General features: G+C 40.3%; 20 protein-coding genes. 10 read left to right on the top strand and 10 right to left on the bottom strand.

Going from position 1 to position 22,207, the window contains the following annotated elements:
- The first annotated feature begins 16 nt into the window (after positions 1 to 16).
- The 4 genes from B9A52_RS09775 to B9A52_RS09790 are packed head-to-tail and all read left to right on the top strand — an operon-like array spanning position 17 to position 3,535.
- Complete coding sequence (locus tag B9A52_RS09775) at positions 17 to 1,195, top strand: hybrid sensor histidine kinase/response regulator (RefSeq protein WP_084120189.1); 1,179 nt, start codon at positions 17 to 19, stop codon at positions 1,193 to 1,195.
- Positions 1,195 to 1,830, top strand: a complete 636-nt coding sequence (locus tag B9A52_RS09780) for an ABC transporter ATP-binding protein (protein WP_084120190.1) — start codon at positions 1,195 to 1,197, stop codon at positions 1,828 to 1,830. Before B9A52_RS09775 ends, B9A52_RS09780 begins: the two co-directional genes overlap by 1 nt.
- Positions 1,827 to 3,050, top strand: a complete 1,224-nt coding sequence (locus B9A52_RS09785) for an ABC transporter permease (RefSeq protein WP_084120191.1) — start codon at positions 1,827 to 1,829, stop codon at positions 3,048 to 3,050. Before B9A52_RS09780 ends, B9A52_RS09785 begins: the two co-directional genes overlap by 4 nt.
- A gap of 47 nt (positions 3,051 to 3,097) precedes the next feature.
- Positions 3,098 to 3,535 carry a hypothetical protein gene (locus tag B9A52_RS09790; RefSeq protein WP_084120193.1) on the top strand — a complete coding sequence of 146 codons (438 nt, stop codon included), beginning with the start codon at positions 3,098 to 3,100 and terminating at the stop codon, positions 3,533 to 3,535.
- A gap of 205 nt (positions 3,536 to 3,740) precedes the next feature.
- On the opposite strand, the gene B9A52_RS09795 is transcribed toward B9A52_RS09790, so the two are convergent.
- From B9A52_RS09795 to B9A52_RS09830, 8 genes are all read right to left on the bottom strand, one after another.
- A complete protein-coding gene (locus B9A52_RS09795) occupies positions 3,741 to 5,231 on the bottom strand; it encodes a c-type cytochrome domain-containing protein (RefSeq protein WP_084120194.1) in 1,491 nt (496 codons plus the stop codon).
- 15 nt (positions 5,232 to 5,246) lie between these two features.
- The gene (locus B9A52_RS09800; protein WP_231955550.1) at positions 5,247 to 6,626 is read right to left on the bottom strand and encodes a DUF1552 domain-containing protein; all 1,380 of its coding nucleotides are present in this window, start codon (positions 6,624 to 6,626) and stop codon (positions 5,247 to 5,249) included.
- A gap of 6 nt (positions 6,627 to 6,632) precedes the next feature.
- A complete protein-coding gene (locus tag B9A52_RS09805) occupies positions 6,633 to 8,612 on the bottom strand; it encodes a DUF1592 domain-containing protein (protein ID WP_084120198.1) in 1,980 nt (659 codons plus the stop codon).
- A 314-nt stretch (positions 8,613 to 8,926) separates the two neighbouring features.
- Entirely contained in the window at positions 8,927 to 9,829 is a 903-nt protein-coding gene (locus tag B9A52_RS09810) for a sugar phosphate isomerase/epimerase family protein (protein WP_084120199.1), read from the bottom strand.
- A gap of 59 nt (positions 9,830 to 9,888) precedes the next feature.
- On the bottom strand, positions 9,889 to 10,446 hold the full coding sequence (locus tag B9A52_RS09815; protein ID WP_084120201.1) for a gluconate 2-dehydrogenase subunit 3 family protein: 558 nt from the start codon (positions 10,444 to 10,446) through the stop codon (positions 9,889 to 9,891).
- A 17-nt stretch (positions 10,447 to 10,463) separates the two neighbouring features.
- On the bottom strand, positions 10,464 to 12,143 hold the full coding sequence (locus tag B9A52_RS09820) for an FAD-dependent oxidoreductase (RefSeq protein WP_084120202.1): 1,680 nt from the start codon (positions 12,141 to 12,143) through the stop codon (positions 10,464 to 10,466).
- Positions 12,144 to 12,170: 27 nt separating this feature from the next.
- Complete coding sequence (locus tag B9A52_RS09825) at positions 12,171 to 13,043, bottom strand: hydroxypyruvate isomerase family protein (protein ID WP_084120204.1); 873 nt, start codon at positions 13,041 to 13,043, stop codon at positions 12,171 to 12,173.
- The gene (locus B9A52_RS09830) at positions 13,040 to 14,290 is read right to left on the bottom strand and encodes a nucleoside permease (protein WP_084120206.1); all 1,251 of its coding nucleotides are present in this window, start codon (positions 14,288 to 14,290) and stop codon (positions 13,040 to 13,042) included. Before B9A52_RS09830 ends, B9A52_RS09825 begins: the two co-directional genes overlap by 4 nt.
- A 280-nt stretch (positions 14,291 to 14,570) precedes the next feature.
- Between B9A52_RS09830 and B9A52_RS09835 the strand changes: the two genes are divergently transcribed.
- The 4 genes from B9A52_RS09835 (at position 14,571) to B9A52_RS09850 (ending at position 18,191) form a co-directional block, all read left to right on the top strand.
- Positions 14,571 to 15,737 carry a Gfo/Idh/MocA family protein gene (locus B9A52_RS09835; RefSeq protein WP_084120208.1) on the top strand — a complete coding sequence of 389 codons (1,167 nt, stop codon included), beginning with the start codon at positions 14,571 to 14,573 and terminating at the stop codon, positions 15,735 to 15,737.
- Between the two features lie 219 nt (positions 15,738 to 15,956).
- Entirely contained in the window at positions 15,957 to 17,009 is a 1,053-nt protein-coding gene (locus tag B9A52_RS09840; RefSeq protein WP_084120210.1) for a sugar phosphate isomerase/epimerase family protein, read from the top strand.
- Positions 17,010 to 17,034: 25 nt separating this feature from the next.
- On the top strand, positions 17,035 to 17,454 hold the full coding sequence (locus B9A52_RS09845) for a c-type cytochrome (protein ID WP_084120212.1): 420 nt from the start codon (positions 17,035 to 17,037) through the stop codon (positions 17,452 to 17,454).
- The gene (locus B9A52_RS09850; RefSeq protein WP_084120214.1) at positions 17,454 to 18,191 is read left to right on the top strand and encodes a 3-keto-disaccharide hydrolase; all 738 of its coding nucleotides are present in this window, start codon (positions 17,454 to 17,456) and stop codon (positions 18,189 to 18,191) included. Before B9A52_RS09845 ends, B9A52_RS09850 begins: the two co-directional genes overlap by 1 nt.
- 65 nt (positions 18,192 to 18,256) lie before the next feature.
- Here B9A52_RS09850 and B9A52_RS09855 read toward each other — a convergent pair whose 3' ends face one another.
- Positions 18,257 to 18,625 carry a hypothetical protein gene (locus B9A52_RS09855; protein ID WP_084120215.1) on the bottom strand — a complete coding sequence of 123 codons (369 nt, stop codon included), beginning with the start codon at positions 18,623 to 18,625 and terminating at the stop codon, positions 18,257 to 18,259.
- Positions 18,626 to 18,739: 114 nt separating this feature from the next.
- On the bottom strand, positions 18,740 to 19,579 hold the full coding sequence (locus B9A52_RS09860) for a sterol desaturase family protein (protein ID WP_084120216.1): 840 nt from the start codon (positions 19,577 to 19,579) through the stop codon (positions 18,740 to 18,742).
- A 190-nt stretch (positions 19,580 to 19,769) separates the two neighbouring features.
- Here B9A52_RS09860 and B9A52_RS09865 point away from each other — a divergent pair, with 190 nt between their 5' ends.
- Both B9A52_RS09865 and B9A52_RS09870 read left to right on the top strand, forming a co-directional pair.
- A complete protein-coding gene (locus B9A52_RS09865; protein ID WP_084120218.1) occupies positions 19,770 to 20,327 on the top strand; it encodes a gluconate 2-dehydrogenase subunit 3 family protein in 558 nt (185 codons plus the stop codon).
- An 11-nt stretch (positions 20,328 to 20,338) separates the two neighbouring features.
- Positions 20,339 to 22,033, top strand: coding sequence for a GMC oxidoreductase (locus B9A52_RS09870; RefSeq protein ID WP_084120219.1), 1,695 nt, complete (start codon positions 20,339 to 20,341; stop codon positions 22,031 to 22,033).
- The last annotated feature ends 174 nt before the right edge of the window (positions 22,034 to 22,207 follow it).

Here is a 22,207-nt window from a genome sequence, read left to right on the forward strand (position 1 = left end):
TCAATAAATAGCAAACATGTTCCCACTCCGGATTTTAATTACAGAAGACGATCACGTCTCAGCCTTGTTGCTCAAAAAAGCATTAGAAAAAAATAATCATCAGATCATTGGTATTTCAGACTCCGGAGAAAGAGCATTGGAGATCCTTGAAGAAAACCAAGCAGATATTGTGATGATGGATATCAACTTGGCCGGTGAGTTGGATGGAATCAAAACTACTGAAATCATCAATGAAAAGTATGATATTCCCGTAGTCTACCTGAGTGCAAGTTCAGATGCAGAAACACTCACCAAAGTAGTGGGGACCAATCCAAGTGCTTATGTGATCAAGCCCTTTAATATCCGGGAACTCAATATGGTTATTGAATTGGCGATTTTTAAGGACAGAAAAGAGAAAGAGCTTCAAAAACTCAATAACGAGTTGGAAGAAAAGGTAAGGCAAAGGACAAAAGATCTTGCTGACGCCAATAAGGAACTGACCAGGGCATTGGAAAAAGAAAGAGAAGTAGGTGAATTGAAATCAAGAATCGTACTCAACGTCTCCCATGGATTCAAAACACCTTTGACTTCAATTCTAAGTTCTGCCCAACTGCTCGCCAATTATGCCGAAAGGGATCACCCTTTTAAGGCAAAAATCATGAAACATGCGCAGAAAATCGAAAATTCTGTTCGGAACCTGAACAGTCTTCTGACATCCGTGTTGTTTTTTGGAAAAGCCGATGCAAATAAAATTGACTTCAAGCCAAAAAAGATGTTTGTCATGGCAATGCTAAATGAGGTGATCGATGTGGTAAAAGCCGGGTCAGAACATGACGTCAAAATAAACACCAAATTCAATAATCTTCCCAAGACAATTGTTTCAGATTCGGATCTTCTATATCAGATATTTGAAAATCTGCTATCCAATGCCTGTAAATATTCCAAGGATGGACAAGAAGTCAACTTTACTGTATGGGAGGAAGCCGGAATGCTGAAAGCCACCATTGAAGACAAAGGAATAGGTATTCCGAAAAAAGAACAGGATCAGCTTTTTGACAGGTTTTTCAGAGCAAAAAATGTAGGCATTATAGAAGGTTCAGGGTTGGGTCTCTCGATTGTGAAAAAAAGTATCGAAGTGCTGAATGGTGATATTACCTTTGAAAGTGATCAGGGAAAAGGAACTACGTTTAATATTTCAATTCCAGTGAAAATCTAATGATACTCCAAGCTAATAATATTGATTTCTACTATAATTCGGACCAAAAATTCAAAATACCTGACATCAACTTGGATGCAGGGGATCAATTATTGATAATTGGAAAATCAGGAAGTGGAAAAACCACCATTCTCAATATCCTTGGGGGATTGTTGAAACCAAAATCAGGTGAGGTTAAAATCAACGGAACCTCAGTTTATTCCCTCAGCGGTGCTACACTCGATAAATTCAGAGGAAAAAATGTAGGGATAATTTTTCAAAAACCCCATATTCTTTCCGCACTCAATGTGGAAGAAAATCTGAAGATCGCGAATTTTTTTGCCGGAGAATCAAACCGGTTGATTGAACCCCTATTGAAGGAACTGGGGATATATGAAAAGAGAAAAGCCAATGTCAATACATTGAGTGAAGGGGAAGCACAGAGAGTTTCGATTGCAAGGGCACTGGTCAACAATCCAAAAGTAATCCTGGCAGATGAGCCTACAGCAAGCCTTGATGATGAAAATGCAGATAATGTCATTAAGCTTCTACAACAGGAAGCTGAAAAATACAAAGCAGTTTTGATCATCGTTACCCACGACCAAAGGGTTAAAGACCATATTTCCAACCAAATACTCATAGGAGCCAAATTATGAACATGATCAAACTGAGTTGGAAATACCTGATTGCCAAACCACTGAATACTGGACTCAACATCCTTTTATTGGCTTTGGGCCTTGCCATCATTACCGTTCTGATTTTGATTCAGGATCAGTTTGAAAATAAGATGACCAAAGATGCCGAGGGTATTGACTTGGTCGTAGGCGCCAAAGGAAGTCCCTTGCAACTTATCCTTTCAAGCATTTATCACATTGATTTTCCAACCGGCAATATTGATATGGCGGATGCCATAGCTCTTTCCAAAAACCGACTGGTGAAAAACATCATTCCTTTGGGTATGGGTGACAATTACCAAGGTTATAGAATTGTCGGGACCAATCACGATTATCTTGAACTCTATAATGCCCAAATGTCTGCGGGGGCTGCTTGGGATAAACCTTTCGAAGTGGTTTTGGGCAGTGAAACAGCTGTTAAACTGGGTCTGGGTATTGGAGATACATTTATAGGTTCTCATGGGATTGGCAGTAGCAGCCATGAACATGATGAACACCCCTATAAGGTTTCTGGAATTTTGAATCCAATGGGAAATGTCTTGGATAAATTGATCCTGACAAGTATTGAGTCTGTCTGGTATACCCACGATGAAGGTCATGACCATGAAATATTTGAGAAACCTGTAGCAAAAACAGGATTTCCTGAAACGGATGATGATCGGGAAGTTACCTCGCTACTCATTCAATATAGAAATCCAATAGCTGCGGTGCAGTTACCAAGATTTATCAACAGTAAAAGTGCTTTACAGGCAGCTTCTCCTTCCTTTGAAATTTCAAGACTTTTTGAATTGCTTGGGATAGGAGTGAAACTTATTCAGGGACTTGCCATCGTTATCATCATCATAGCAGGACTTGGGATATTCATTGCGCTGTTCAATTCTCTTAAAGAAAGAAAATATGATTTGGCTGTAATGAGAACATTGGGAGCTTCAAGTGGGCAGTTGTTTTTACACATTGTATTGGAAGGTGTAATCCTAACAGTTTTGGGAGCGATAGTTGGGATTGTGATGGGGCACCTTTTTTTGGCGGTTCTCGTTATGCAGAATGAACAAGGAGCAATAAGCGGTTTGACAGCTATGGTCTTTCTTACTGAAGAACTTTGGATACTGGTTTATGCGGTGTTAGTGGGAATTATTGCCTCTCTTATACCAGCATGGAACGCTTATCAAACTGATATTGCCAAACAGCTTACTAAAGCATAAATTTGAAGATTGCTTTGAAAAAATCTTACTGTTAATAAACTATTCAAATGAAATTAAATAGAACAATTTCCACATTCATTTTACTGATTTTAATCTCTGTGTCTTATGCCCAGACGGTCCCTAGTGTTTGGCGGGATTTATCTGATGTAACCTATAAAATCGGCCAAGACGAATTCGGGGAATTATATATTCCTGTTTTCAGTGAAAAGATAAAAAAGCTGGAAGGGAAAGAAGTAGAAGCAGATGGTTACATCATTCCTTTTGAAGGGATGTTCAAGCCAGAACATATCATTTTGTCTTCCCTGCCTTTGGCGGAATGTTTTTTTTGCGGATCAGGCGGGCCAGAAACCGTAATGGAAGTAATGTTGACAGACCCAATTAAATATACCTCTAAACGGGTCAAAGTAAAGGGTATTTTGACCCTCAATGATAAAGACCCCGAAAAACTGATGTATATCCTAAAAGACGCAAGGTTATTGAATTAATATCAGCTCCGGAAAACCGGAGCTTTTTTTTGAATTTTCAGAAGACTTTATTCCTCATTGTTGAAAACTTTTTTTCAGCTTCCTCCATAGGATTGATTTATTCAAAACGTTTTTCCAAATCACTAGGCGGTTGATTTGGACTTGACAAGTATTTCAAAGCAAAAGCCAAATAGAGAAAATGAAATTTTCCTAAAAAATTTTGGCCTTAGAAATAAGTACCTCTTTCTAAATGAATCTTTATTCCCGGATTGTAAGCCTTAATCGCATCTATAACCTCTTTCGAAATCAATGTTTCATTGATATAAACATCTTGGAGTGCAGGTAGCATCAAAATGTTCAAGAGATTTCCATCATTGACCTTAGTCTTTGAAAGATCCAATAATTGGAGATTTGACAATTTTGAAAGCTGTGCCAATCCTTCGCCATTAATTTGAGTTTGCTGCAGATATAATTCCTTTAAAGAGCTCATTTGACCAAGATGATAAAATCCATCGTCTGTAATATCACTGCCAATAAATGATGCTTTGGTTATATTTTGGAAAACAGGCTGAAGGTTTATCAGATCTTTATCCCCAAAGGAAGAGGGCGGGAATTTCATGGAAATGAAAATTGATTTTTCATCATAAGGATCTATTTTCATCTCAATATTTTCTACGTTTTCCAGAGAGTTAATCAGATTCTCTGTGCTGAGTTTTTGAAGATGCCGATTGCGTTGTTGGGTTTTGAGCTCTGTCAGATAAACCTGGACTATGGACTCTATCTCTGGATTTAGAGATGCTTCCGTTATCCTGAGTTCAGGGTCAGCACCATTGTCTATCCACCATTTTAATAGGGAGACTTCGTTTTCATTTAGAGGTGATTTACCTTCAGGCGGCATAAAATCATCATCATTGACAGGAAGCGTTACTCTTCGGTAAACCTCACTTTCAAGGGAAGAATTTTTCACCAAAGAAGGATGGTCTCCTTTTCCGCCTTTTACAAGATCTTCAAAGGAAGTCAAAATCAATCCACCCTTGGCCTTGTTTTCATTATGACAGCTCATGCACTTCCTGTCCATAAATGCCACAATAACATCATCATATACCAGCATCTCTTCGACTGGTTTTGGTTGCCAATCGGGTTCCTGCGATTTTATCGGAAAATATTCAGTTAGGAATTCTTTCCCATGAGTCAATGAACCTCCTTGATGACTTGTATAAATCAATGTTCCGTTTGCAAATATCAGGGCTATAATATATCCAGTGCTGAAATATTGAGCTTTAGATTGACCGTAAGACAAGAGAAAAAACACTGCCAATGAAACAGCAGCACTCAATAGCACTCCGCCCCATAAATGTTGTTGGGCAATCTCTCCTGTATATTCGCCGGTAGAATACAGTAAAAAACCCAAACCTAAGGAAACCAAACAACTGATAAGACTTGCACCCAATAATAGGCCTATCACATTTTTGGGAACTTCAAGAAGTTTATATTTTTTAAATACTTCGATTATCAACACCAATAGGATCAGGACTATTGGAAAATGTATGATCAGGGGATGGAATCTTCCCAAGAAAAAAACAAATTCTGAAGGAGGGTCCTCTTGTGGTCCAATAAAGGGTAAGAATAAAACTGCAATAGCAAGGAACAAAAAAACAAATCTGTACTTGAGGCAAATATTTTTCAGCCTGATCATTAGAGAATTCGAACGCATCATGAACTATGGTTAAACCTATACATGGATTTCACATAATTCACCTGTACTGTCCGCAAAGCATTCAAGTGGCATATCCAGTACTCTGGCCATGGAAAGATAAAGATTTGCCAGTGGAGTGTCTTTTCCGAAATCCAAATTTTGACCGGGTTTGAGCCCGCCGCCGCCTTTTCCTCCAACCAAAATCGGTAAGTTGTAAGGAGAGTGGGAATTCCCATCCCTTAAACCCGAACAGAACATGACCATCGAATTGTCCAAAAGATTGCTATCTCCATCTGGAAGAGATTTCAATTTTTCCAGAAAATAGGCATATTGGTTGACATGCCATTCATTGATGATCCTGTACTGTTCCATTTGATCTTCAAGATTTTGGTGATGGGACAATTGGTGATGACTTCCCTGTACGCCTGGGAGAAAAGAAAAATTTCTGTTACTTACAGAATTTCCAAACATAAATGTGCCAACCCTAGTAGCATCTGTCCAAAAAGCCAAGGCCATGATATCTAGCATTTGCCTCGTTTTCTCGGTAATATCCACCCCAATGAAGGTTTCGTTGAATTCATCAATCCGCATATTCAGGCCGATAAGTTCTTTTTGTATTTCGGGAGTAATCTGTTTTTCGAAAGCCTTGATTTTTTCTTCATTGTCTATGCGCTTTTCTATAGACCGTATAGACTCCAGGTATTCCTCCAATTTGTCCTGATCAGACCTTCCCAATTTTCTTTGTAGGGCATCTGCGTCTTCCTTGACAATGTCCAGTACGCTTTTCTTCCATTTTTCATTCTTTGGTTTAGAGTCGGGAAGACTGCTGCGGAACAACCTGTCAAAGGCCATTCTTGGTTCTATTTCTCTCGAACATGGTTGAGTTGGGGTTTTCCAGGAAATGACAGACCCATAGAGTCTGGTGAATCCAACAGCTCCGTCGATACCTGCATTGATCCGCTCCATACCATACTGAACAGAATCAAGCAAAGTGTCTTGGCCAATATGCTTTGCTATCAGCTGATCAAATGAAATTCCCCCACTATGTAAATTGTCACCAACAGTCTGATAAATTGGAAGTCCTGTCAATAAGTTGGCTGTTTTGGCATAATGTCCATCTGCACCAGGAAAAATGGAGCCTTTATTCATCAGATTATTCAGAACGAGAATGTCATCTTTTACATTGGACAATGGCCTCAAGGTTGAGCTCAGTTCAAAATTCCTTCCGTACTGTTCGGGTGTCCAATGGAATTTATTGACCCCATTGGGCATAAACAAGCAGGCGAATCGGATAGGTTTCTTCTCCATATTATACATGCTCATCCCCGGGGGGACCATAGCCTGTAAAAAAGGCAGCGCAATAGTTGCTCCTAAGCCTTTTAGCATTCGTCGACGTGAAATATGCCAATTTCCCATAATTCGTTAGTTTTTAGCCAATATTTTGAATTTTTCCGCTCCATCATTCACTTTGTACCGGAAAGGGTAACTCGTTGCCAAAGCAATGATGAATTGTTCTGTATTAAAATCATTTTCTATCAGATTCTTAATGAGACCTTGAATGTAAAGTTCATCCTTGAATTCGACATTTCTGCCAATGGCATAAGTGAAAGTTTTTTCCGAAAGTGTCCTTGCAAACAATTCCTTTTTAGTGGCCAGGATTTTTTTCAATTCACTTGGGCCGTTGAATATTTCTCCACTTGGCAAGGTATCCCATGCCACTATGGGATCAAATCCATAGCTGTCCCGCCATCTGCCTACCGCATCAAAATTTTCAAGGCCAAAGCCGATAGGGTCCATCTTTTGATGACAGTTTATACAGGCAGGCTTGGATCGGTGAAAAGTCAATAAATCCCTGATACTAGCATTCTTATCAGCAGCAGCTTCTTCCGGCAATTCTCCCGCATCTGGTGGAGGTGGAGGCGCCGGAGTTCCAAGGATTTCTTCCAAAACCCATTTCCCCCTTAGCACGGGGCTCGTTCTGATGGGTAAGGAGGTAGCCGTTAAGACACTTCCCATCCCCAATATCCCTCCTCTTGGGTTATTATGGAGTGCTACTTTTCGAAATTCAGCACCCTTAACATCCGCTATTCCATAATGATTTGCGAGTTCTTCGTTCAAAAAAGTATAATCACTATCGATCAGATCCAGAAAGTTTTTGCTACCAGTAAGTACATGGTGAAAATATTCCACTAATTCATTGTACATCGCCTCTCTCAAAGAAGCCGTCATTTCAGGATATCTTTCAGGATCAGCTGTGACGTCTTCTCTAAATCTGTTCACACCAAACCACTGTGTAGCAAAACTTTCGGAAAAGTGCTTTGATTTTTCGTCATTCAACATTCTAATGACCTGATTTCTGATTACCACAGGATCTTGTAAGTTTCCCCTATAGGCCACTTCAAAAAGTTCTTTATCAGGAAAAGTTGACCATAAAAAGAAGGACAGTCTGCTAGCCAATTCAAAGTTACTGAGGGGATAGGCGTGATCCACAGGTTGCTCTTCTTCATAACGGTACAAGAAATTAGGCGATATCAACACTGCTTTCAAGGTTTCTTTAATAGCAACATTGAATCTGTTATTTCCGGGTGTTCCATCATATACTTCCTCGAATAGTGACAGGTAAGTTTGTTTTTCTTCCGGTTTCAAAAATCTTCTGAAGGCATTGCTTGCAAATGGTACAATAACTTCCTCAGCTGCGACCACATGTTTACCAACATAATTATCCCCTGCAAACAATTTTGCAATCCAATTGGTGAGGCGGTTCCAAAGACTGACCTTATAAGGACGAGGGACAATACTCTTCCAGATTTCAGGGTCGGCATAGGCCATGTCCATAATTTCTTCTGCCGCATCGTAGTAGCGTTCCATTTTGAGCGGAGTGACAAACAAAGTGTTTGGGAAGTTATCAAATCCTGCGCCTCCGGAGCCGTCGCTAGGAAATCTTGACTTGGCATCAAACTTAACTCCTACCAAATTCAAAATGGTGTATTCATACTCTGTGTGGCTCAACCTTCTGATGACAACCCTGCCAGGGTCATTGGCAGAAAGTGATTTGAGCAATATGGAATTGACAGAATAGATGAAGGCTTCCCGTTCCTCTGAAGTCATGAGGGGTTCCCCGGCAGGAGGCATTTCTCCAGACTGTACGGTTTGGATGATATGTGTCCATACTTTTCCTCCCCTAACAATTCTTTTCTCAAAATCGTTGATCCCCATGAAATAACTTCTGATGCTAAGTCCACCTGATCGTTTGGTATCATGATGGCAGGAAAAACAATGCTTTTCAGCCAAGGGCATCAGTATTTCAATATGATCAACATCAGATTCCTCAACAGCCAGTGTTGCTGCGTTGGCAGCGGCTGCAAAAGCAAGAAAGGCTGTAAAGTAGATCCAGGTTTTCATTTCATTTCAAATTACGAAAAAATAGAATATTTTATTTATTTAAACTACCATTCTTACTTATTCGGTTTTCTATTCGGATGGGTAGATGTATATGCTGGGTAGATAAAAATAACATTAATTATATTATTGTTCCTTTTGATCTTTGAACCAGGTAAAAAATGGGGAATAATTAAAAAAACGTTTCGTTCAAATTATTCTATTTCAAATAAAATTGAATCTCCAAATGATAAAAATCTGATTTTTGAAATGAACGAATATTGAAATGCATTATCCAATTCCTTTTCAAAGGTTGGATAATGCATTCAAAATTGAAATCAGAAAACTATATTTTTCATAAAAGAAGCATTTTTTTCCGCCGCTTCCATGGGGGTAGTTCCTTCAAACCTTTCCTGTTCCACGATGAAGTATTTCATGCCATTGTCCATACCGGTACGTAGAATTGCAGGAAAGTCCATGATTCCTTTTCCGACCAAGATAGAACCATTTGGTTCTGAAAAATCCAAGTCTCCGTCTTTATCTTTGACATGTCCAAGTTTGAATCTGTTTGGATATTTTTTGATATAGGCTATTGGGTCGAAGCCGGCGGTATATACCCAATAGGTATCCATTTCAAAATCCACCAGATCGGGATCTGTATTTTCCATCAGGTAATCCTGTGGGATTTGTCCTTCCAGTTCTTCGAATGTATATCCGTGATTGTGATAGGCAAAACGAAGACCGTGCTGCTTGCATATTTCACCTTGTTTATTGAAATCATCTGCCAATTTCTTGAACGCATCCATGGATTTTTGTGGACCAACCCAAGGATTGATAAGATACTTCATCCCAATGGCACCGGCTTGTTCTGCCTGAGTTTCCAGGTCTTTAAAGGTGTCTGCATGGGAAGCAATGAAATTCAAACCAAGGTCATCTGTTAGAGATTTGAATTCTGTGTTTTTCATTCCCCAGAAAATCCCTTTGCCCCCATCAAAACCTTCTATTTGTGTATAGCCGAATGAGGCAACGGCTTTGATGGTAGCGACCGGGTCTTCAGCCATATTTTCTTTTACTGAATAAAGCTGAAGTCCAAAATCATCCAGAATACCTTTAGCAGCTCCCAATAATGCTTCGGTACCTTCTACTGTTTCTTTTTTTGGAGAAGCGCAAAACTGCAATGGGAGTAGCGCACCTGTTCCCAATACAGCACTCATTTTAATAAATTTTCTTCTGTTTTTCATGCTGGGTTTAAATTAAAAGAGACTGTGGATATACAGTCTCTTAGGTTAATTGATTTAAATTAAATGGCATAGGCTTTATCTCCTGGCTTATATTCGATGCAGCCTTCATATCTTCCTGGAATTTCGACATAATTCAATTGCTGGGTTGCGCCTATTTCAGAAGTAAAATACCCCAATACTGTCAAATCCTGAAGCATTCCGATTACAGCAGGGCCTTTTTCTTGCGTATCTTTGGCCTTTACTTTAAGCTCATTGAGATATTCTGTCCTCTCATCAACACTGGCATCCATGAAGTCTTTACCCTTGGAAGTTTTGAAATCCTTTTTGATGTAGTTTAAGCCATCCAAAAAGGTTTGCTGTTGTTCTGCGTTGTAAGTGTCTTTGACCATCATTTGCATGAACTCACCGATCTTGGTGGCTTTTGCACCTGGTGTATCTGTGGTAGGAATGATAGCCTCGCCGATTTCATCCAAAAAAGCGATGTCTTTGGGAGAAAATTCAAGACCTACTATCTGGTCATCTGGCGCACAACCGGTAAGGATGGTATTGGCTCCCACCATTGCTCCTCCCATCATTAATGCGACACTTTTTATTGCATCTCTTCTATTCATTGCCATGATTCAATTTTTTTAAATTATAGATTTCCTTTTTTCAATTCATTGACTGCAAAGTCAGCAGCCCTTGCTGTCAATGCCATATAAGTCAAAGATGGATTTTGTGCTGCAGCTGAAGTCATACATGCCCCATCTGTCACAAAAACATTTTTGGCATCCCATACCTGATTGTTTCCATTGAGTACTGAAGTTTTTGGGTCTCTTCCCATCCTTGCAGTTCCCATTTCATGAATACCCTGACCGAATGTATATCCGGAATCAAAAGTTTTGACGTTTTTCAATCCGGCAGCTTCCAGCATCTCAGCAGCATCATTCATCATGTCCACTCTCATTTTCTTTTCATTTTCCTTGATTTCAGCATCCATTTCCAATACAGGAATCCCCCATTTATCTTTCACGTCTTTACTCAACTTGATGTGGTTTTCATGGTAGGGAAGAATTTCTCCGAAACCTGTCATACCCATACTCCATGGTCCTGGTTCGCTGAGGGCCTCTTTAAGTGGTGCTCCAAAACCCATTTCGGCCACATTTCTGCTCCAACCCGAGCGACTAGCTCCGCCTTGATAACCAAATCCACGGATATAATCTCTCTTGTCTCCATCAACATTTCGGAACCTTGGGATGTAGATCCCATTGGGTCTTCTACCAAAATAGTATTTATCTTCATAACCTTCTGCAATACCATTCGCTCCCAATCTAAAATGATGGTCCATCACATTATGTCCCAGTTCACCGGAACTACTGCCCAATCCTTCTGGCCAGATATCTGTGGCAGAGCGCATCAAAATAGAAGCTGAATTCAATGCCGATGCACAGAGAAATATGATTTTAGCATTGAACTCATAGGTTTTGTTGTCCTCTCCATCTATAATTTCAACTCCTGTGGCTTTCTTACTGTCTTTGTCATAGATAAGTTTTGTTACTATTGACCAAGGTCTTAGTGTCAGGTTACCGGTTTTCATTGCTGCGGGCAATGTTGACGCTTGGGTACTGAAATAGCCACCAAATGGACAGCCTAAGGAACATTTGTTTCTAAATTGGCATTGGGTTCTTCCTTCCAAAGGTTGAGTCAAATTGGCAACTCTTCCTATGGTAACCAATCTTTTGCCATCAAATGCTTTCTTCACCCTTTCTGCAACATCCTTTTCCACACAATTAAGAGGCATGGGTGGCTGAAAATCACCGTCGGGCAGTTGCGGTAAGCCATCTTTGTTCCCTGATATACCGGCAAATTTTTCCACATGGCTGTACCAGGGTGCCAGATCTTTATATCTGATCGGCCAATCAACAGCAATACCTTCCTTTAAATTGGCCTCAAAATCAATATCTCCGATTCTATAACTTTGCCTTCCCCAAAGAAGAGACCTTCCTCCAACCTGATACCCTCTAAACCATGTAAATGGCTTTTTTTCTATATAAGGTGAATCTGACTCATGTGCCCACCAATCAAGGTTCAATTCATTCAATACATAATCTCTTCTCAAATTGGGATGGTTTTCCAACATCTGAATTGTTCTTCTGCCGCGATGTGGAACTTCCCATGGCGCCAAAGTGGCTGTTTTGTAATCTGTCCTGTGTTCTACATTAGGTCCTCTTTCAAGCAATAGGACTTTCAGTCCTTTTTCTGTTAATTCTTTTGCTGCCCAACCACCGCTTATTCCGGAACCGACAACAATTGCATCATAATTTTGATCTGCCATAATTTATACTTTTCAATTCAATAATTCTTATAAGTCACAAATTCTAATCGCCTGCTCCAAAGAGGCCATTTTATCTTTTGATTTGGGAATGAATTCCTGACAAAAATAGCCTTTGTATCCTGTGTCCAAAACTGCTCTTACCACAGCAGGATAATTGATTTCCTGGGTTTCATCTATTTCATTTCTGCCCGGATTGCCGGCAGTATGGTAATGTCCAATATATTGGTGGTCTCTTTTAATAGTCCTGATCAGATCACCCTCCATAATCTGCATATGGTAGATATCATAGAGCAATTTTAGGTTTGGGGATCCCACCATTTTACAGAGTTCCACTCCCCAAGCACTTTTGTCACACATGTAATCCGGATGATCTACCCTGCTGTTCAGTAATTCCATAATGATGGTCACATTGTTTTTTTCTGCGAGGGCCATTATTTTTTTCAGGCCTTCAGCTGAATTTTTGAGACCGGTTTCATCGTCCATTCCATTTCGGTTGCCACTAAAAGCAATAAGATTTTTATAGCCGGCTTTTGAAACCAGCGGGATTACTTCTGTATAACCTTTAATCAATTGTTCATGGTTTTGTTTGTCGTTCCAGCCCTTGACGATACCCATATCAGCGCCATTGCAAAGGGAACATTCCACACCATTTGATTTCAAAATGTGCCAATTGTTTGGTCCAACCAGATCGATGGCGTTGAAGCCGATTTTTTTGATACCAACACACAGTTCTTCTATTGACATAGGATTAAATGGCCAATGACAGACAGCATGGTTGACATTTCCTTTCAATGGAGAATTATATTCTTGGGCTTGCACATCGATAAGTGGGAGACTTCCAGCTGCTGCTGTGCCTAAAATGATTTTTTTCAAGCTGTTCCTTCGGCTGAGTATGGTCATGATTTTATTGTATTGGTTATGGGTTTAATGTTTCTGAGTTCATCCTTGAAAAGAATCAAAAAGAACAGGACTACTAATATAGCAATCCCCGATGGAATCATCCAGATTGACTGCCAATCATGTGTACCATCTGACTGTAAATATAAATCAGTGACAAATCCGGCAATACCAAAACCAATCAACATCCCTATGCCATAAGTAGCAAGGGTGATAAGTCCTTGAGCAGCAGACTGGAATTTTGGTCCCGCTTTGGAATCTGTGTAAATCTGTCCGGAAACAAAAAAGAAATCATAACAGATCCCATGAAGCGCTATCCCTACAATCAACAACCAAAGTCCGCCACCTGCATCCCCTATTGCAAATAGGGCATACCGTACCACCCATGCCATCATACCCACGAGTAAGGTTGTTTTAAACCCAAATCTTTTGAAGAAAAAGGGGAGAAGCAAAAGGAAAAAAGCTTCTGAAATTTGACCGATTGTCATTTTGCCAGTTGGATCAGTAACTCCGATTTCTGCCAGGAAAGGATTGGCATTCTGATAATAAAACGCCAATGGGATACAAATCAATATAGAAGCGATGAAGAAAACAGCAAAATTGCGGTCTTTCAATAATCTGATAGCATCGAGACCCAATAGATCAGATACTTTTACTTTTTCACTCTTATCAGCCCTTGGAGGTGTCTTGGGTAATGTAAAGCTGAAAAGCCCCAAAACCAAAGAGGCAATAGAAGCCATCAGAAATGTGTTTTTCAATAGGCCATCTTTCATACTGTCGACCGAGTCCCAATAAAAAAGGTAACTGATAGCCAATCCTGCAGCTATCCAGCCGATAGTGCCCCACACCCTGATTGGTGCAAACTCTTTGGTATTGTCCTTCATTTGCCTGAAGGAAATGGAATTGACCAAGGCCAATGTGGGCATGTACAATACCATATACATGAAAATAAATGGATAGAAGCTAACGAATGAATTGGAGCTGTAGCAAAAATATAATAATGCCGCTCCTGTTAAATGAAGAATGCCAAGGATTTTCTCTGCATTAAAATACCTATCTGCAATCAATCCAATAATGAAAGGGGCTATGATCGCCCCGAAAGATTGGGTAGAAAAAGCTGCTCCGATTTGGGTCCCTGTTGCACTGAGATTGGCCCCTAAAAAGGTACCCATGGTTACATACCAAGAGCCCCAAACAAAAAATTCAAGAAACATCATGAAAGAAAGCCGGGCTTTGATTCCAGTTATCATAGGGAATAATTTTTAGGTTTATTGTGGGCTTTTTTCAAATACCGAAGTGACAAACTATTATTTTTATGTTTAAAATTCAGGCTTTTTCCCTTAATTTTAATTTTTGTGAATCTGATACACAAATAAGGTATTATGAAATTGAGTTCTCTACCATTCATAACATCTTACTGCAATTGATCATTTATTTGATTTCGTCTTTATAGGAATAAAGAGGATAAATTATCTTTCAGGAAAATTAAAGGAAAATAATAAACTTTAAAACCAATATACCTAAAAACCAATGGCAACTCAGAAAAAACTGAAAATGGGAATGGTCGGAGGAGGGCCGGGAGCCTTTATCGGCGCTATCCACCGCAATGCTGCATTGATGGATGGGCTGATTGAATTGACAGCAGGGGCTTTTAGCGGTAATCCGGAAAAATCCAAACAGGCAGGAGAGGATTTGATGCTCGATCCATCTAGGGTTTATTCCTCTTATGATGAGATGATCTCTAAAGAACTTGCTTTGCCCGAATCAGAAAGAATTGACATCATCAGTATCGTCACTCCAAATAATGTACATTTTGACCCGGCCAAGAAAGCTCTGGAAAATGGATTTCATGTTGTTTTGGACAAACCCATGACTTTAAATTATGATGAAGCCAAGGAACTCTATAAGATCATCAAAAAAACTGATAAACTGTTTTGTTTGACCCATACCTACACAGGTTATCCCATGATCAAACAAATGAAGCAGATGATCGCGGATGGAGCAATTGGTGAAGTCAGGAAAGTATATGTGGAATATCCCCAAGGATGGCTTCATAAGCTTTTGGAGTATGAAAACAAACAAGCAGAGTGGAGAACTGACCCTGCAAGGAATGGTAAAGCCGGCTGTTTTGGTGATATTGGAACGCACGCTTTTAATCTGGCTGAATATGTCGCAGGAATCAAAGTGGCGAAAATATGTGCCGATTTGGACATCAAGGTTGACGGCAGGCCGATTGATGATGATGGCGCAGTTCTAATGAGATTTGAAAACAATGCCTCTGGAATTCTTACAGCTTCGCAAATTGATGCAGGTTGTGAAAATAACCTGAAAATCCGGGTTTTTGGAGAAAAAGCCGGTCTTGAATGGCAGCAAGAGGATAATAATACCTTGAGGTTGAGATGGCCTGACAAACCGGATGAAATCTATAGAGCGGGGACAGGTTATTTAGGGTCTTTGGCCAATGAAAATATCAGAACTCCCGCGGGGCATCCGGAGGGCTATATCGAGGCTTTTGCCAATATTTATAGGAACTTTGCCAGGTGTATTTATGCGCTTAGAAAAGGAGAGGAGCCCAAACCTGAATGGTGGGATTTCCCCGGAGCAGAAGACGGAATCAGAGGAATGGCATTTATTGAGAATGTTTTAAAAAGCTCAGCCTCTGATAAGAAATGGACACCTTTTGAGGTGGAATATTGAGGGGGAGAGGCGAGATGCGAGAGACAAGAATCAAGAATCAAGAAGCGAGAGCCGAGATCCAAGAAACAAGAGCCAAGAAATAGCATAAAGCGAGATCCTAGAAGCGCAAGGACAAAGGCGGGGAAATCTTTCCAATCTTATAATCTGTAATTTTCAATCCGCCAAGGCGGACAAGTAATTAAAATTTTAAAATCTTTCAATCATAAATAAAATAAACCTATGAAAACCATTAAAGGACCGGCGATATTTTTGGCGCAATTTGCTGATGATGTGGCGCCATTCAATAATTTAAAAAGTATTTGTGAATGGATGTCTAATGTAGGCTATAAAGGTGTGCAGATTCCATCTTGGGACGGAAGGATGATAGACCTTCAAAAAGCTGCTGAAAGTAAGACCTATGCCGATGAAATCAAAGGCGTAGTCAATGATGCTGGGATGGAAATCACCGAACTGTCCACTCACCTCCAAGGTCAATTGGTGGCAGTTCATCCTGCTTACAATGAGTTATTTGATGGTTTTGCGCCTTCTAATTTAGCAGGGAATATCAAAGGGAAATCCGAATGGGCTACCCAACAATTGAAATTTGCAGCTAAGGCTTCGGCTAACCTCGGATTGAAGGCACACGCAACTTTCTCAGGTGCTTTGATGTGGCATACGGTATATCCCTGGCCGCAGCGACCTGCGGGATTGGTGGAGACTGGATTCACTGAACTGGCAAAACGTTGGACCCCGATTTTGGATACTTTTGATGAATATGGGGTTGATGTCTGTTATGAGCTTCATCCCGGGGAAGATCTTCATGATGGCATTACCTTCGAAATGTTTTTGGAAAAAGTGAATAACCACAAGCGGGCAAATATTCTCTATGATCCGAGCCACTTTGTTTTGCAGTGCTTGGACTATCTACAATTCATTGATTTTTATCATGATAGGATCAAAATGTTCCATGTGAAAGATGCCGAATTTAACCCTACTGGAAAACAGGGGGTATACGGCGGTTTCCAAGGATGGGTAGACCGTGCGGGAAGATTCCGTTCCTTGGGAGATGGTCAAGTAGATTTTAGTGGTATCTTTAGCAAACTTTCCCAATACAATTATGATGGTTGGGCAGTTTTGGAATGGGAATGTGCTATCAAGCATCCTGAACAAGGCGCCATAGAAGGTGCTCCGTTTATAGAAGACCATATCATAAGGGTCACAGAAAAAGCCTTTGATGATTTTGCGGGAACAGGTGCTGATGAGGCATTTAACAAAAAAATATTAGGAATTTAACTTATTATCCATATTTATATCAATTATGAAAATTATTAGATCATTGACCATTGGCTTAATTGCCGTTTCAGCTTTGACTTACTCTTGTGGTGGTGGGGGATCAAGTTCTTCCACAGAAACAAGTACTTCTACTCCACCTCCTGCAGCAGCCCCTGTCAGCTTAGAGGAGAAATATAAAGACGATCCTGTTTTTGTTGCAGGTTCCGCTAAAGCAAAAGAAGCAGGATGCACGGCTTGCCATATGATCCAGAGGAAAATCGTTGGGCCTTCTTATGCTGATGTCGCTGCCAAATATGAAAATACTGAGGAAAATGTGGAATTGTTGACCTCCCATGTTATTCAAGGAAATGTAGGAGTTTGGGGAGAAGTGCCTATGCCTGCGCATCCACATTTGAGTAAGGAAGACGTGGAAACTATTGTCAGATACGTTTTGATTTTGAAGTAATGAGCTATTCGAAATCATTATTCATATTATTTGCAACAGCTTTTTCAGCTTTTGCCTGTGGCGGAGGAGAAAAGCAAGTGGATGAAGTAACCGAAACAGTTGTGGAAGAAAGTGATTGGGAAAGTCTATTTGATGGGCAGACATTTGAAGGTTGGTCCAAATATGGAGGTGGAGAAGTTGGTAAGGCATGGAAAGTCCAAGACGGTGCCATCTATCTGGATGCCAAAAACAAAGACGGTTGGCAAACAGGAGATGGCGGTGATATCGTGACCAACGAGGAATTTGAAAATTATCATTTTCAAGTAGAATGGAAAATTGCTCCAAATGGAAATTCCGGTATTATTTTCTTTGTGAAAGATTCTTCTGAATATGCATATCCTTGGATGACCGGTCCGGAAATGCAGGTTTTGGACAACGATGGACATCCTGATGCCAAAATTACAACTCACCGTGCAGGAGATCTTTATGACCTGATCGAATCAAGTGAGGAAACGGTCAAACCTGTCGGAGAATGGAATCTTGCTGAAATCATTGCAAAAGACGGTAAATTGGAATTGCATTTGAATGGAGTGATGGTGGTATCTACCACGATGTGGACTCCTGAATGGGAAGAGATGGTAGCCAATTCAAAATTCAAAGACATGCCTGGTTTTGGTAAATACAAAAAAGGGAAAATTGCCCTTCAAGACCATGGAGATGAAGTTTGGTTCAGAAATATCAGGATCAAGAGGCTTTAATCCTCAAGTCGCATTAAATCAAAAAACCCGGTATTTCCGGGTTTTTTGATTTAATGAACTTTCTTTCAATCAGTCTTTTTCTTCTTTCCTGTAAAAGTTCCTTCAGCCATTGATCCCAATTTTACTTTACCTTTCAATTCGTCTCCATCTACTACACCTTCATACTCAATGGTTTCGCCACTGATTTTGAATTCCAAATGAATGATATTGCCTTTAAGTGTCCCCTTTACATCAGAACTTCCCAATAGACCTGAATAGGTCCCTTTCAGATTAGTGGCATCTACCTGCTCTAGAACAAAAGTCGGTGAACCGCTTCCGGCATCAGTCTCTACCTGCATGATCCATGTTCCATTTACATTGGGGGTCGTTTGAGCCAAAAGGAAACTGGGGTCTCCCAAAAGCAACAGAATAAAAATAACGCTTAACTTTTTCATAAGATTGGATTTATTTTGAATATTCAATTTAAAGATTTATTAGAGGATCAATATTTAGTATCCCAAGAAATATAAAGCATCATTGCAATATTCTCTTTTTTTTGTTTTAATCTCTCAGGATTTTGACTTGACTTTTTCAAGATCTTTCTTCGAGGTATGGTCAATAAAACGCTGCACAAAACCAGGATCTTCTGTACGCATCCATACATCCCAGAATGTGAAATATAGGCCATAATTGCATCGGTATTTCAAATGATGCATGTCGTGGTGGGTAGCACCGACCATCCACCTGGATATTGGAGACTGGATAGCCGAACTGGAATATATTTCCACACCGGCATGATTGATCACTGCTGTGATGGACATAGTCACCAACAATGCCAGTAAAACTGTAAAATGCATTGGAAGGAAGAGAACTAAAACCGGTAAAAATACCGCCTGAAAAACCGCCTCTATCGGATGAAAAGAAAAAGAAGTAAAGGAACTCGTATAAAGACTATTGTGGTGAATGTGATGAAAGTGTCGGAGCACCTTTGGTCGGTGCATCCACCTGTGGAGCCAATAGTAATAAGTTTCATGGATAAAAAGCGCTAAGAAAAAGCTGCCGGGTATCCATATCAAATCCTTAACCTTAAGGTCTGTATACAACTTGGTAAATCCCTGCTGCCAAAAAATCAGTAATAATGTACCTGAGATTGCAAAAATAACCGCTCCCAAAAAAGAATACCAAATTTCCTTTTTCACCTGCGGTATTTTGATTTGTTGGTGTAGCCTTCGATAAGGTTGGTAATCACCAATTTTTTTGTAAACCAACTCATGGTAGACCATGGCCAAAATTAAATACCGTATAAAAATCCCTGAAAACAAGAGTAAGGCAATGATCAGAAAATTCATGGGTTGCATATAGTCAGTACCCAATAGCCAATCCAAGTTAAAATCTATTTTCCCCGTCATATTTAGCAGTAAATTTAATTAAAAATTGAAATCGGGGGATTCTTAGGCGGGCTTTATTTTTGAAGTTCCCAAGTTCATTCCTCCCATCAGTCCCTTCCATTTTCCATTGATAGATTTTAGGTTTTAGAATATACTATTTTAAAAAGCTATACCTTATCTTACATACTAATTACATCCCAAAATAACACTTATGGACAGAAGAAAATCACTTAAAATCCTCGGTGGTACTTTAACAGGTATTGCCGGATTGGTGATAGTAGATTGGAAATGGCAACTTATTGACCAATTGACCCATAAAGGCTTTTTCACTTTCATGGAAGAAAAACTGATTTCCGCTATCGCAGATACGATTATTCCTGAAGGTCTTCCTCCTAAAGTCCCAACCCCTGATTCGAAGCCTATTGGTGCCTTAAGTACCGGAACTGACAAGTTTTTAATACGGCTTTTCGAGCATTGCTACGAAAAAGAACAACAGGATATGATCAAGGCGCTGCTGGCCTCATTGTCCAAAAAATCAAGAACCGATTTGGGGAAATCATTTGATAGCGCTAGCCAGGATGAGCGGGAAAGGATGTTGCTTTCTTTGGATTCTTCTTTGATTGAAGAAGAGAAAAAATTCTTTGATCTGATAAAATCCCAGACCATTACAGGATTTACTACCGTGAAGGAGGTGATGGCTGACTATAGAGGCTATCAGGTTGCTCCTGGTTTTTTCAATGGATGTATAGAAGTTCCTTCTCAAGCTTAACCTAAATTATGATGTTGCAAAATTCAAAAGAAAAACGCACCTATGATGCCATAGTAATAGGTTCAGGCGCAAGTGGTGGCTGGGCTGCCAAGGAACTCACTGAAAAAGGATTAAAAACCCTTGTCCTTGAAAGAGGTCGGATGGTCCGTCATGTGGAGGATTATCCAACTGCTTCCAAAGCGCCTTGGGAGTTTGAATTCAGAGGTACAGTGCCAATCGAGAAGCGGTCGGGATTAGGAGGTGGGAGATGGTTAAGAGAGGAAACATTACATTGGGCCATGGCTGATGATGAGCAGCCAATAATAGAAGAAAAGCCTTTCCGCTGGTTTAGGGGCTACCATGTGGGCGGAAAATCCCTACTTTGGGCAAGGGCAACCCAAAGATGGTCTGATTATGATTTTGAAGGTCCTGCGAGGGATGGTTTTGCGGTAGACTGGCCAATTCGGTACAAAGACCTTGAACCATGGTTGGATTATGTGGAGACCTTTGCGGGTATAGCAGGAAGCAGGGATGGTTTACCAGAACTCCCGGATTCTATCGTTCAGCCAGGATTTGAATTGAGTTGCATTGAAAACCACTATAAGGAACAGTTAAAGAAAAATTATGGGAATCGCCACCTGATCCAAGGCAGGTGCGCCCATCTGACAGATCCTCAAGAAATCCACCGACAGCAAGGTAGGTATAAATGTCAGAATCAGGGAATGTGTAACAGAGGCTGTGTTTATGGAGGATACTTCTCTGCCAATGCATCCACTTTGCCTTGGGCGGAAAAGACGGGGAATCTGACAATTCGGCCGGACGCTGTAGTGGAATCCATCCTATATGATGAGTCCAAGGGGCGCGCAGTAGGGGTTAGGATAATTGATCGACATTCCAAGGAGGCGATGGAATTTTATGCCAAAATTATTTTTGTCAATGCTTCAACCATTGCTTCCAATGCAATTTTGTTGAATTCCAAATCTTCCAGATTTCCTAACGGACTTGGAAATGACAACGGTTTGATGGGTAAGTTTTTGGCTTGCCATAATTATAGAGGAAAGGGGAATGCCACTTTTGAAGGGTATTTCGATAAGGCTACGGCAGGAAGGCATGCCGGACATGCTTATGTTCCGAGATTCCGAAATGTTTTCAAACAGGAGACGGATTTTCTTCGGGGATATTCCATAGGGATGTCAGGAGGTAGAGGTTTAGGTTCAGATACCAGTATGATCGGACATGAATTGAGAGATAATTTGCTGAACCAAAAATATGGGAACTGGCACCTAGCAGCATGGATGCAAGGGGAGACGGTTCCCATAGAATCCAACCATATGCGTCTCAGTACAGATCAAACAGATAAATATGGTATTCCAAAAATCATCCTTTCGGTGGAATGGAAGGACAATGATGATAAAATGACAGCTGATTTTATCGAGCAGCAAACCGAAATGTATGAGAAGGCTGGATTTACAAATATCAAAGTAGAAGACTCCCATGCCGCACCTGGATCTGATATCCACGAAATGGGCGGAGTTCGAATGGGAAAAGATCCAAAAACATCGCTTTTGAATAAATGGAATCAGCTGCACAGTTGCAAAAATGTTTTCGTTACCGATGGTGCCAGTTTTACCAGCACCAGTACCCAAAATCCGACTCTGATGTTTATGGCCATCACTGCAAGGGCAGCAAATCATGCAGTGGAGGAATTGAATAAGAGGAATTTGTAAAAAAAAGTATACTGTAAAAATGATATTGGTTCTGATTAAGAATCCACTTTATGTCCTTGAGCCGCATTTTGCAATCCATATTATTAGCAAATGGTACTTGGAATAGATTTTTCGTTTTTTCAGAAAATGAGAAAAAGCAACCCTCCTGAATTTTGGGGAGGGTTGGGCAATCAC

This window comes from Aquiflexum balticum DSM 16537, assembly GCF_900176595.1.
GTDB lineage: Bacteria > Bacteroidota > Bacteroidia > Cytophagales > Cyclobacteriaceae > Aquiflexum > Aquiflexum balticum.